The organism is Allorhizobium sp. DMC15 (assembly GCF_056314065.1).
The window spans coordinates 904,576-916,994 of record NZ_JBQUZB010000002.1 but is presented as its reverse complement, the minus strand read 5'-3'; the positions used below and the strand labels follow the sequence as shown (position 1 = coordinate 916,994).

Below are 12,419 nucleotides of genomic sequence, written 5' to 3'. Positions count from 1 at the left end.
TCATTCTCCGGCCTGCATCTGGCCTATCGTCGCAGAGGGAGGTGCCGACAGGGCTTCCATGAGCGATTTGACGATCGCTGCCCGCAGGGCATAGGTGTTGGCGGTGGTCTTCTTATGGTCCAGCCTCTGGGCCGCCACGACGAGGTTGGCACCTTGTTGCATGACGATCTGCTGCGCCCGCACCATTGCCCAGGTCTCGATTTCCGTATGGTCAGTCATGTCCGCATCCCCAGCTAAGTCATTTAGCCCGCGCCGAATCCCGAATCGGCCACGAAATCAAGCATATTTGAATAAAATGGAGTTATGAAGCGGCGCCCAAAAATGATCAGGCATAACGATTCGCAGGGGATTGCAATATTCGGAACCGCTTTCGTAGCGGCTTCAGCCTTCCTTAAGCCGTCCGTGTTTTTATCGAGGTTTGCGATAATGGAGAATGCATTGTGTCGTGTCAGGGTTGCCGAGGCAGAGCCAAATTTCCGTTAGCGTTTTCAATGGCGTTCCAGCCTATTGTCGATCTACGTTCGAAGCGGGTCTTTGCGCATGAGGCCCTGGTGCGGGGCGGTGATGGCAGCGGCGCCCATGGCGTCTTGTCGATGGTGGATCCGGCCAACCGTTACGCCTTCGATCAGCTGTGCCGGGTGCGGGCGATCGAGCTTGCGAGCGAACTGTTTCCGCGCGCAGAGAGTCCGTATCTCTCCATCAATTTCATGCCCAATGCCGTGTATGAGCCACGCGCTTGCATCCGCCAGACGTTGGAGACTGCCCGGCGCACCGACTTTCCGCTCGATCGCATCATCTTCGAATTCACCGAAGTCGAAAAGCTCGATACCGATCACATCCTCAATATCCTGCGCAGCTACCGGGAGATCGGTTTCAAAACGGCAATCGACGATTTCGGCGCAGGCTTTTCCGGCCTCAACCTGCTCGCCCGCTTCCAGCCCGACCTTGTGAAGCTCGACATGGATCTGATCCGTGGCATTGATACCGACCCGGTGAAGCGGGTCGTGGTGCGTCACACGCTGGCCATGCTGGCTGATCTCGGCATCACCGTGGTCTGCGAGGGGATCGAGACAGAGGGCGAGCTGCAGGTGCTGACCGAGCTCGGCGTCCATCTGATCCAAGGCTACTACATCGCCCGCCCGACTTTCGAGGGCTTGAGCCCCGTGTCGATCGCCGCCTGAGCGATCACCCGATGGCAAAAGGGCCGCTCGACGAGCGGCCCTCCACAACGTCTCAAGTCCGGAACGTCCTCAAAAGTCCATGCCGCCGGCCGGCAGGGCAGGGGCGGCTTCCTTCTTCGGCTTCTCGGCGATCATCGCTTCCGTGGTGATCAAGAGGCCGGCAACCGAGGCCGCATCCTGAAGTGCCGTGCGCACGACCTTGGCCGGATCGATGACGCCCTGGGCGAAGAGGTCGCCATATTCGCCGGTCTGGGCGTTCCAGCCGTAAGCGAATTCAGACTTCTCGCGCAGTTTGCCGACGATGATCGAGCCTTCGGCACCGGCATTCTCGGCGATCTGGCGCACCGGGGCTTCGATCGCCCGACGGATGATGTCGATGCCGACGCGCTGGTCGTCATTCGGCGCCTTCAGATTGTCGAGTGCCTTGACCGAGCGCAGGAGCGCCACGCCGCCGCCGGGCAGGATGCCTTCCTCAACGGCTGCACGGGTCGCATGCAGGGCATCGTCGACGCGATCCTTCTTCTCCTTCACCTCGACTTCCGTCGAGCCGCCGACGCGGATGACGGCAACGCCACCGGCGAGCTTGGCCAGACGCTCCTGCAGCTTCTCGCGGTCGTAGTCGGAGGAGGTCTCCTCGATCTGCGCCTTGATCTGGGCCACGCGACCATCGATCTCGGTCTTGGAGCCGGCGCCGTTGATGATCGTGGTGTTCTCCTTCTCGATCGACACTTTCTTTGAACGGCCCAGCATATTGAGCGTGACGTTCTCGAGCTTGATGCCGAGGTCTTCCGAGATGACCGTACCACCCGTCAGGATGGCGATATCCTCGAGCATCGCCTTGCGACGATCGCCGAAGCCCGGAGCCTTGACGGCAGCAACCTTCAGACCACCGCGCAGCTTGTTGACGACGAGGGTTGCGAGCGCTTCGCCTTCGACGTCTTCGGCAATGATGACCAGCGGCTTGCCCGACTGGACGACGGCTTCGAGCACCGGGAGCAGCGCCTGCAGGTTCGACAGCTTCTTCTCGTGGATCAGGATGTAGGGATCGTCGAGTTCGACGCGCATCTTTTCCTGATTGGTCACGAAGTAGGGCGAGAGATAGCCGCGGTCGAACTGCATGCCTTCGACGACTTCGAGTTCGGTTTCGGCGGTTTTCGCTTCCTCGACGGTGATCACGCCGTCATTGCCGACCTTCTCCATCGCTTCGGCGAGGTAGCGACCGATCTCCGTGTCGCCATTGGCGGAGATGGTGCCGACCTGAGCGATCTCGGCATTGTTGGAGATCTTGCGGGCATTGGCCTTCAGTTCGGCCACGACAGCTTCGACGGCGAGGTCGACGCCGCGCTTGAGGTCCATCGGGTTGAGACCGGAGGCTACGGCTTTCGCGCCTTCCTTGACGATGGCCTGGGCGAGCACGGTCGCGGTGGTGGTGCCGTCACCGGCGAGATCATTGGTTTTGGAGGCGACTTCGCGCAGCATCTGCGCGCCCATGTTTTCGAACTTGTCTTCAAGCTCGATTTCCTTGGCGACCGATACACCGTCCTTTGTGATGCGGGGGGCGCCGAAGGACTTGTCGATGACGACGTTGCGGCCCTTGGGACCCAGCGTCACCTTCACGGCATTGGCGAGGATATCGACGCCACGCAGCATTTTTTCGCGGGCATCGGTGTGGAATTTCACTTCTTTTGCAGCCATGGTTCACTCCTCAAAGGCAAATGATGACTGATGGTTCTCAGGCGGCTTTCTTTTCGGCAGCCTGGGCTTCGATGATGCCCATGACGTCGGCTTCCTTCATGATCAACAGCTCTTCGCCGTCGATCTTGATCTCGGTGCCGGACCATTTGCCGAAGAGAACGCGGTCGCCGACCTTCACGTCGAGGGCGACCATCTGGCCCTGCTCGTTGCGGGCGCCCGGGCCAACGGCGACGACTTCGCCTTCCTGCGGCTTTTCCTTGGCAGTGTCGGGGATGATGATGCCGCCCTTGGTCTTTTCCTCGGACGAAACGCGGCGGACGACGATGCGGTCGTGCAGCGGACGGAACTTCATGTTTTCCTCCTGGACAAACAAAAATGGAACGTCCCCAAAGGCCGGACCGGATGCGGTCCGGACGGGTTGCCGGACCCTTCAACGGCATCCGGCGCGCGAAGATTTGGTTTTTCCGTTTTTTCGTTTCAAGAGGGCTTCACGAAAAAATCAGCACTCAGTGAGTTCTGCTGCTAACATTCTGAATTCAATGAGAAAAAGATGATTTTTGTTGCCTGTCGCGAATTTTTCGGCAAACTTTTCTCGTCCATAATCAAGAGGGAAACCGCATGAATCCTTCGCATGACTTCACCCTCCAGATGGAGGGGTACGGGCTCACCACCGCGCATATCCTCTACCGCATGCCGGACTTTCGCTCCGTGCTGCAGACCTTCCTCTGGCAGGATTACGATCTGGCCCCTGATTTCCCGCAGATGACGAAGTTCCTGGAGTTCTGGCGCACCAATCTCGATGGCGACCTTCATTCGGTGCGTTTCAGCCACAAGCGCCTGATCGGCCCCAACGAATGGCGCAAGGTGGACGGAGAATTCAGGCTCCACTGAGACGAGCTGCTGGGAACAACCCCGGGTGGGCGGCGTTACGCAGCGTCGCCTAAACTTCTCCCGAGGATGCCCGCATGCCCATTCCCGTCTCGACATACCGTCTGCAGTTTCGAGGCGGGATGGACTTCGACCGTGCCATCGGCCTGATCCCCTATCTGAAACGGCTCGGCATCAGCCACGTGTATGCATCTCCCATCTTCGCCGCAACTAAGGGGTCTACCCATGGTTACGACGTCACGGATGCCAATCTCGTCGACCCTGTGCTGGGTGGCCGGGAGGGGCTTGAGCGGCTGTCGCACGCACTCAAAGCTGCGCGTCTCGGCCTTATCCTCGACATCGTTCCAAACCACATGGCGGCCAGCCTGGAAAACCCCTGGTGGCGCAGTGTCGTGACCTGGGGTGAGGTCAGCCCCTTTGCGCGTCATTTCGACATCGACTGGACCCAGAAGCTGACGCTGCCCTTTCTCGGCTCCAGCTTTGAACAGGTGGTGATGGACGGTTCGCTATCGCTCGTGCTCGATCGGTCCGTAGGAGGGCTGGCACTCAAATATTTCGACAGCCTCTATCCGCTGAACCCTCAAACCTATCCTGCCGTCTTGAGCGAAACGACCGATCCGATGGCGACGCGGCTTGCGGATTTGGGGCGTGCCGCCAACAGCAAAGAGGCCGCTGCCTTTCATCGCGCCGTACTCGACCTTTGCCAAGGTGGGGACTGCGAGGCGCTGCTGCGGACGCTCGAAACACGCGCCCGCGATGCCGATTTCCTCGTTTTCCTGCACAGCCTTCAGCCCTGGCGCCTCATGCATTTCACGGAGGCTGCACAAGGGCTCAACTATCGACGTTTCTTCGAGATCGCGGGACTGGTCGGGTTGAGGGTGGAAGACGAAACGGTGTTCAACGATGTGCACCAGACGGTTCTCGATCTGGTGCGCAGGGATGTCTTGCAAGGGTTACGCATCGACCATGTCGATGGCCTCGCCGACCCTTCAGCCTATCTTTCCAAACTTCGCGCGGCCATTGGCGAGGATGTCTATCTGGTGGTCGAGAAGATCCTGGCGCCCGGTGAAACGCTTCCTTCAGACTGGCCAGTCGAGGGGACAACTGGCTACGAATTCATTGCGTCCCAGGTCCCGGTTCTGCTTGACGCAGACGGGTTCCGTGCTGTCCGCAAGGCCTATGAGCAGGTCAGCGGCGGCGCTTCCGACATCGCTCTGGAGATGCGGGCCGCCAAGCGGCAGATGATCCGGGTGAATTTCGCCGGCGAGGTGAACGCTCTGCTGCGGCAAGGCGTGCGGCTGACCGGGTTCGACAACCAAGTCTTGCGCGGGGCGCTCGAAGAGCTGCTGCTCTGCTTTCCGCGCTACCGGACCTACGGCCGGGACGACGCCATTCCGGCTGGCGATCGCGCCTTGCTGGAGGAGGTTCTTCGCGACGCCTGCCGAAGCCTCTCCGATGACGAGGCTGATGCCGCGCGCAGTCTTGCCGCTAAGCTGAAAGGCGAGGGAGGCGCCTCCGGGCATGACCAGGATATTGCCGAATTCCGTCGGCGATTCCAGCAGCTGACTGGGCCGTTGATGGCGAAGTCCCTGGAAGACACCCTGTTTTTCCGTCACGGCGAATTCCTGGCGCTCAACGAGGTGGGGGGCGAACTGGAGCCGCCCGAGGCGGGGCTCGATCATTTCCACCAGGAAATGGCGCGGCGTGCCGAGGGGCAGCCACAAGGGCTTTCCGCCTCCTCGACGCATGATACCAAGCGCGGTGAGGATGCGCGGGCGCGGCTCTTCGCCTTTGCTGAAGACGCGACCGCCATGGCGGCGCGGATCGCGCGTTGGCGGCAGATGGCGCAGCAAGGAGTGAAGCCGTTACAGGACGGTCCGGCGCCGGAGCCGGAGATCGAATGGATGATCTTCCAGGCGCTGATCGGGCACTGGCCTGTCGATCTGCGCGCGGAGCATCGCGAAGGCGTCGCCGAGTTTGCAGAACGGGTTGTCGCCTTCGTCCAAAAGTCCCTTCGCGAGGCAAAACTCCGCAGCGACTGGAACGCGGTGAATGAGGAGTACGAGACAGCCGCCGAAGATTATGTGCGTGGTCTGCTGCTTGACCACCCGGGATTCGTGACGGAATTTGTCGGCGAGATCCAACCACTCATTGTCGCGGGCCTCGTCAATGGGCTGACGCAGACGGCGATCAAGCTGACGGCGCCGGGAATCCCGGATATCTATCAGGGCAGCGAAGGGATTGATCTCAGCTTTGTGGATCCGGACAACCGTCGCCCGCCGCCTTTCTCGACGCTTGCCCAGTTCGACCCGGATGCCCCGATCGCTTTTTCGGACCCTCAGGCTCTGGCCTCAGGCTGGGTCAAACAGGCTGTGGTCGGGCGCGGGCTTCGTCTGCGCAACCGGCTTCCCCAGCTCTTCGCGGAAGGGAGCTATGTGCCGCTGGTTGCCGCTGGACCCAGAAGCCGCCACATCGTCGCCTTTGCTCGGATGCTTGGCGAGGAGGCCGTCGTCACTGTCGCCTGCCGCCTGCCCCTTTCGATGCTGACGGAGGCTCAGGCCCTTGGGCAAGCCGAGTTCTGGGGCGATACATCGGTGGCGTTCCCTGACGGCTTGGTAGAGGTCTGCTGGCGTGATGCCCTCACGGACCGTGCCATTTGCGCGGGGGCCAAGCTGCTGATGAGCGAAGTGCTCAACGGGCAAACCGTGGCAATACTCTCAGCGGAGCGCACGTGACGGATTATCGTTGATCGCAATGAACGAGGGAACGGGTGCCGCCAATATCCTTGCTGTCGGCGGCAGCAGCCTGCACGCCGGCGCGGCACCAGCAAGGCACATGATGGGTGAAGATTTGCCTGTTGTCGGCGCGAGGGTGTGTCCAGAATGCGGCCACACCCTCAATTCGATGTCTAGTTGGTTCTCAAGCCACCGCGTTGCGGCGCTGCGGCAGGAAACTCACCAGCCTGCCGGGGTCGCTGGCCAGACGCATGCCCGCTTCTTCAGCAGCTGCAATGAAAGCTGCGCGAGCGAGTTCGGCGGCGCGGACACCGCGAAGGGCGTTCCGGCATAGACGCATCGCGCGTTCGTAAGCCGGTCCGCGCCGTGTTGGCCATTCGGCATCGAGAAAATCCAGGGCATCATAGGCGTTCTGGAAACGTCGTGTCAGGCCGCAAGGCAGTTCCAACTCCACGGGGCGGTTCCAGGTAAAATCGTATTCAGTCATGCCTTCCTCCGTATGGCACCCACAAACTCGCCAGGTTTGCGTAGAGTTCCGGAGGGGCAGTCAAATAAAATTGGTTACAGCGTTGATTTTTCAGTTGTCATTGCCGCCGTTTCCTGCTCACGCGCGGCCAGCCAATCGGCGGTCAAGTCGGCGGCTATGCGCACCGCTGCCGCGATATCTGCCCCGCGAAGGAGAGCGTGAATCACCCCGCCGCTGAAGCTGTCGCCGGCGCCGATTGTGTCGCGAACCTGCACCCGCTCTGCCGGAACCACTGTCATTTCCCGCGTGCCGTCATAGATGGAAATGGCCTCCGGTCCATCGGTCATCACGAGATGGCGAAGCCGCTCGCCAGCCAGAGTAACCGCGAGCGACCAGAGATCGGCCATGCCTCTACCGGGCACATCCGCCTTGGAGCCGATCATGATATCGGCCGGTCGCTGATCGGCCCGACGCAGCGGTAGTTGCGATACGACCAACCGTGCCCGGTCAAGGGAGGCCCTGATCGTCTCGGGTAGGAGTGGCGCATTGACGTAGAAGACGGCGTCAGAGAGGGGCCTGGCCAGAGTAAATTCCCGCGACAGGCGTCGTTCGTTCGACAGGATGGTCCGCTCGCCCTTCGGGTCGAGCAGGATGTCGGCAAAATCGGTATCGCCGGTCACGCGGGTGATCAGTCCGGTGTCCAAGCCCTGGGCGTCGAGGTCGGCCATCGCGCGATCGCCGTGGCCATCGGTCATCAGGTTCGACAGGATCGCCACCGGATGGCCGAGATCGTGCAACCGGCGTGCGGTAAAATAGCCGCCGCCACCCAGGCGCGTCTCACGGCTGCTCCAGAACAGGCGCCCTCCGGCCTGCAAAGGTTCGGTGAGCTGCCAAATGCGGTCGTGGTTGACGTGGCCGATGACAACGATGCGTTCCGCAGTCGCCGCTTTCATTCTTCGGCATCCTTGGGGACGGGGCGGCTGGACTCGCGCAGGATCAGTTCCACCGGCCAAAGTTCGGCGATGTCGGTGGCGGGGCGGCCGCTCAACATCTGCAGGAGGAGGTCGGCGATGCGGGTGCCGGCGGAGCGGATCGACGACCGCGTTGTGGAGAGCGACGGCGCCATGTTCTCAGCCGTCAGATAGGGAAAGACGTCGTCATGGGCGATGACGGAAATGTCGCGCCCAACGACCAGGTTCATCGAACGGGCGGCGCGATAGACCCCGAGGGCGGTCATCATCGAGCCGGCAACGAAGGCGGTCGGGCGTGGCCTCTGTTCGAGTGCGGAGCGGGCGAAGCGAAAGCCGATCTCGTCGGTAAAATTGCCGTGGGTCACCAGCTTGGGGTCGAATTCGACGCCGCGTTCGGCAAGTGCGGCCTTGAAGCCGGCGAGCCGATGCGTGGTGAAGGTGAGGCCCGCGCGCCCATTCAGCAATGCGATGCGCCGGTGACCGAGGTCAAGCAAATGCTCCGTGCTGCGACGGATTGCGCCCTCGTTGTCGATGTCGAGCCAGGCATGTGGGACGTCGGTGGCCGAGCGGCCATGGACGACGAAGGGCAGTTTCAATTGGTTCAACAGAGCGATACGGGGGTCATCTGGACGGGGCGAGTGGATGACGACACCATCCACGCGTCGGCTTTCGACGAGCCTGCGATAAAGCTGTTGTTCGTCACGTGCGTCGTGCTCGACCATCGGCGTGATGAGAATGTCGATGTCCTCGCCGCTCAGGCGCTCGGCCATGCCGCTCATGAATTCGGAGAACTGATAGTCGCCTGCTTTGGTCATCACGACGCCGATCGCGCCGGCACGTCCGGTCGCCAGCCGAACGGCATTGATGTTGGGGCGGTAGCCGAGACGGGCAGCCTCCTGCGCGACACGGGTGCGCGTCGCTTCGCTGACTTCCGGATACCCGCTCAAGGCGCGGCTGACGGTTGTCGGCGACAGACCGATGTGCTGGGCGAAATCCTTGAGTTTCATGCGTTCCGTTTCCTCCGTCGGGATATCCGGGAGGCTCCCCCAGATGCTTATCCCACGAGCACGCCGGATCTGGCAAGTTTCGCCCGTCGCGATTTAAAGCGATTACAATTTTGTATTTTCGTAGCCTCGTCATGGTGCGTTTGCGGGATTCGACGAGGTCATATGCTTGGGGATGGTTTGAAATTAAACATGAATATCAGTTATTTGATATGATGTCTTTGGGCATGATGGAACATGGTTTGACTCGGTTGGTGTTTTTTGCCAGTGTTTTGGAACCAAAGCGTTTTCAATTTTATTGTGGAGAGCGGAAACGGCTTTGGTTTCTCGGGAGGAGATATCGATGAAAACACTGTTGAGCGCCGCATTGATCGCGGCCACTGCGTTGTGCGGAAGCGTTCAGGCTGCGGAGATTTCGGTCGCAGCGAATTCGACCGGCAAGAACCTCGACTTCTTGCGCAAGCTGTTTGTGGAGTTCGAGGAAAAGAGTGGTCACAAGATCTCGCTCGTGACCATGCCGCCATCCAGCTCGGAGCAGTTCGCCCAGTACCGACTTTGGCTTGCTGCCGGCAACAAGGACGTGGACGTCTACCAGACGGACGTCGTCTGGGCGCCGCAGCTCGCTGACCAGTTCGTTGACCTCAAGCCGGCGGCCGGCGAGGCGATCAATGAGTTCTTCCCGTCGATCATAGAGTCCCAGACCGTCGATGGCCGCCTCGTCGCAATGCCGCTCTATACGGACGCACCGGCGCTGTTCTACCGGAAAGATCTTTTGGAAAAATACGGAAAAGACGTCCCGAAGACCTGGGCCGACATGGCTGCAGTCGCCAAGGAAATCCAGGACAAGGAGCGCGAAGCCGGCCAGAAGGATCTCTGGGGCTATGTCTTCCAGGCGAATGCCTATGAAGGACTGACCTGCAATGCGCTCGAATGGATCAAGTCTTCGGGCGGCGGCCAGATCGTCGAGCCGGATGGCACAATCTCAGTCAATAATGAGAAAGCCGCTGCTGCTCTCGATCAGGCGAAGTCGTGGATCGGCACCATCTCGCCACCCGGCGTGCTCGCCTATCAGGAAGAGGAGTCTCGTGGGGTCTGGCAGACCGGCAATGCCGTGTTCATGCGTAACTGGCCTTATGCCTTCGCGCTCGGCAATGGCGACGACAGCGCGGTGAAGGGCAAGTTTGATGTCACGACGCTTCCCGTGGCTGCGGCCGGCGACAAGCCGTCCTCGACCCTTGGCGGGTGGAACCTTGCCGTGTCCAAGTATTCGGAGGAGCAGGAAGCCTCGATCGAACTCGTCAAATTCCTCACCTCTGCCGAGGTGCAGAAGCGGCGCGCCATCGAACTCTCGAACCTTCCCACGCGTTCGGCCCTCTATGACGACGCCGACGTCGCAGCCGCCCAGCCCTTCATGCCGCAGTGGAAGCCGATCTTCCAGGATGCCGTACCGCGTCCATCCGCGACGACCAAGGTCAAGTATAACGAGGTGTCCTCGCGCTTCTGGGGCGCCGTGCACAACACGCTTTCGGGCTCCGGCACCGCTGCAGAAAACCTGGAACTGCTCGAGATCGAGCTGAACGAACTCATGGGCAACGGCTGGTGATGTTTTGGCCGGGCGGTCCTTCTGCCGCCCGGCTTCTCACCGCTTTTCGGGAGGACTGCCCATGACCGACATCCCCATCCAGAGAGACGTCCGGCCGGTTACGGCCAGAGCGACAGCCGGCTCCGATCTGAGCGCCCAGCGTACCCGCTCCGCCTGGATCTTTCTCGCCCCGACCCTTCTCGTTCTCGCCATGGTGGCCGGTTGGCCGCTCGTCCGGACGATCTATTTCAGCTTCACCAACGCTACGCTCAACAACCTCGCCGGTGCCGAGTTCATCGGCTTTAATAACTACCTCACCTGGATCACGCTGCAGAGCGGCCGCACCGTTTGGCGCGGGCTGCTGGTCGACCCTGCGTGGTGGGGTGCAGTCTGGAATACGCTGCGATTTACCCTTCTGTCGGTCTCGATCGAGACGGTGCTCGGTCTTATCGTGGCGCTCGTGCTGAACGCAAGTTTCCCCGGCCGCGGCCTCGTGCGTGCCGCCATCTTGATCCCCTGGGCCATCCCGACCATCGTGTCTGCCAAGATGTGGGCCTGGATGCTCAACGACCAGTTCGGCATCTTGAACGATATCTTCCTTAATCTTGGCCTGATCAGCCAGAAGATCGCCTGGACGGCCAATCCGGAGACGGCGATGGTCGCGGTTCTGATCGTCGACGTTTGGAAGACGACGCCGTTCATGGCGCTGCTCATTCTCGCGGGCCTGCAGATGGTGCCGCAGGATATCTACGAGGCGGCGAAGATCGATGGGGTGCATCCGGTCAAGGTGTTCCTCCGGATCACGCTACCCCTCATTCGTCCGGCGCTGATGGTGGCCATCATCTTTCGTATGCTGGATGCGCTCAGGATCTTCGACCTCATCTATGTGCTGACGCCGAACAATTCGCAGACCAAGACCATGTCGGTCATGGCGCGCGAAAACCTGTTCGAGTTCGATAAGTTCGCCTATGGGGCAGCCGCATCGACCATGCTCTTCCTGATCATCGCCTCGATTACGGTGCTCTACATCGTCTTCGGCCGCGTCAATCTTTCGGGGGATCGCTAATGCCGACTCTCGTCAAACAATCCGCCTTCTACCTGCTCGTGGCGATCATCGTCGTCATTGCCGTATTCCCGTTCTACTACGCGATCATCACAAGCCTCAAACCCGGTAGCGCGCTCTTCGACATCAGCTACTGGCCGAGGAACGTGACCTTGGGGAGCTATGAAAGCGTGCTGTCGCGCGGCAGCTTCGTGCGCAGTCTCGGGAATTCGCTGCTGGTGGCCACCGTGGTGGTCGTGCTGTCGCTGTTCCTGGCGGTGACCGCCTCTTATGCGCTCGCCCGTGTCCGGTTCCGGGGAAGGGGACTGCTGCTGCTCACCATCCTCGCGGTCTCGATGTTCCCGCAGATCGCCGTGCTCGCCGGCCTGTTCGAACTCATTCGCTGGATGGGGATCTTCAACACGCCGATCGCGCTGATCTTCTCCTACATGATCTTCACGCTGCCGTTCACCGTCTGGGTGCTCACCACCTTCATGCGGGATCTGCCAATCGAGATTGAGGAGGCGGCGATCGTCGACGGGGCCTCGTCGTGGGTGATCATCACCCAGGTGTTCATGCCGCTGATGTGGCCGGCACTGGTGACGACCGGGCTGCTCGCCTTCATCACCGCCTGGAACGAGTTCCTCTTCGCGCTCACTTTTACCTCGTCGAACACACAGCGCACCGTGCCGGTCGCCATCGCGCTGCTCTCCGGCGACAGCCAGTTCGAAATCCCCTGGGGCAACATCATGGCTGCCTCGGTCATCGTCACCGTACCGCTGGTCATACTCGTTCTGATCTTCCAGCGGCGTATCATTTCCGGCCTCACCGCCGGCGGCGTCAAGGGATAGGAGG

12 protein-coding genes are annotated in these 12,419 nt (G+C 60.9%); 6 read left to right on the top strand and 6 right to left on the bottom strand.

The genetic code is table 11. From position 1 onward, the window contains the following. Entirely contained in the window at positions 1-219 is a 219-nt protein-coding gene (locus ACT53S_RS13010) for a hypothetical protein (protein ID WP_476067293.1), read from the bottom strand. A 272-nt stretch (positions 220-491) separates the two neighbouring features. On the opposite strand from ACT53S_RS13010, the gene ACT53S_RS13005 reads away from it, so the two are divergent. Then, complete coding sequence (locus tag ACT53S_RS13005) at positions 492-1,181, top strand: EAL domain-containing protein (RefSeq protein WP_476067292.1); 690 nt, start codon at positions 492-494, stop codon at positions 1,179-1,181. A 69-nt stretch (positions 1,182-1,250) separates the two neighbouring features. Here ACT53S_RS13005 and groL read toward each other — a convergent pair whose 3' ends face one another. Both groL and groES read right to left on the bottom strand, forming a co-directional pair. Then, positions 1,251-2,876 carry a chaperonin GroEL gene (groL, locus tag ACT53S_RS13000; RefSeq protein ID WP_113375855.1) on the bottom strand — a complete coding sequence of 542 codons (1,626 nt, stop codon included), beginning with the start codon at positions 2,874-2,876 and terminating at the stop codon, positions 1,251-1,253. A gap of 37 nt (positions 2,877-2,913) precedes the next feature. After that, a complete protein-coding gene (gene groES, locus ACT53S_RS12995) occupies positions 2,914-3,228 on the bottom strand; it encodes a co-chaperone GroES (RefSeq protein WP_113375856.1) in 315 nt (104 codons plus the stop codon). A gap of 266 nt (positions 3,229-3,494) precedes the next feature. Here groES and ACT53S_RS12990 point away from each other — a divergent pair, with 266 nt between their 5' ends. Together ACT53S_RS12990 and treY are read left to right on the top strand one after the other, a co-directional pair. Further along, positions 3,495-3,767, top strand: a complete 273-nt coding sequence (locus ACT53S_RS12990; protein ID WP_113375857.1) for an usg protein — start codon at positions 3,495-3,497, stop codon at positions 3,765-3,767. A gap of 74 nt (positions 3,768-3,841) precedes the next feature. Continuing rightward, a complete protein-coding gene (gene treY, locus ACT53S_RS12985; protein WP_476067291.1) occupies positions 3,842-6,499 on the top strand; it encodes a malto-oligosyltrehalose synthase in 2,658 nt (885 codons plus the stop codon). 184 nt (positions 6,500-6,683) lie between these two features. Here treY and ACT53S_RS12980 read toward each other — a convergent pair whose 3' ends face one another. The 3 genes from ACT53S_RS12980 to ACT53S_RS12970 form a co-directional block, all read right to left on the bottom strand. Then, on the bottom strand, positions 6,684-6,986 hold the full coding sequence (locus tag ACT53S_RS12980; RefSeq protein ID WP_113375859.1) for a DUF982 domain-containing protein: 303 nt from the start codon (positions 6,984-6,986) through the stop codon (positions 6,684-6,686). A 74-nt stretch (positions 6,987-7,060) separates the two neighbouring features. Next, the gene (locus ACT53S_RS12975; RefSeq protein WP_476067290.1) at positions 7,061-7,918 is read right to left on the bottom strand and encodes a PfkB family carbohydrate kinase; all 858 of its coding nucleotides are present in this window, start codon (positions 7,916-7,918) and stop codon (positions 7,061-7,063) included. Continuing rightward, positions 7,915-8,943, bottom strand: a complete 1,029-nt coding sequence (locus ACT53S_RS12970; protein WP_476067289.1) for a substrate-binding domain-containing protein — start codon at positions 8,941-8,943, stop codon at positions 7,915-7,917. Before ACT53S_RS12970 ends, ACT53S_RS12975 begins: the two co-directional genes overlap by 4 nt. A 340-nt stretch (positions 8,944-9,283) precedes the next feature. On the opposite strand from ACT53S_RS12970, the gene ACT53S_RS12965 reads away from it, so the two are divergent. The 3 genes from ACT53S_RS12965 (at position 9,284) to ACT53S_RS12955 (ending at position 12,415) form a co-directional block, all read left to right on the top strand. Continuing rightward, a complete protein-coding gene (locus ACT53S_RS12965) occupies positions 9,284-10,543 on the top strand; it encodes an ABC transporter substrate-binding protein (RefSeq protein WP_476067288.1) in 1,260 nt (419 codons plus the stop codon). Positions 10,544-10,604: 61 nt separating this feature from the next. Beyond that, positions 10,605-11,588, top strand: a complete 984-nt coding sequence (locus ACT53S_RS12960) for a carbohydrate ABC transporter permease (RefSeq protein ID WP_476067287.1) — start codon at positions 10,605-10,607, stop codon at positions 11,586-11,588. Continuing rightward, the gene (locus ACT53S_RS12955; protein WP_476067286.1) at positions 11,588-12,415 is read left to right on the top strand and encodes a carbohydrate ABC transporter permease; all 828 of its coding nucleotides are present in this window, start codon (positions 11,588-11,590) and stop codon (positions 12,413-12,415) included. The genes ACT53S_RS12960 and ACT53S_RS12955 overlap by 1 nt, the downstream gene beginning before the upstream one ends. Positions 12,416-12,419 lie beyond the last annotated feature (4 nt).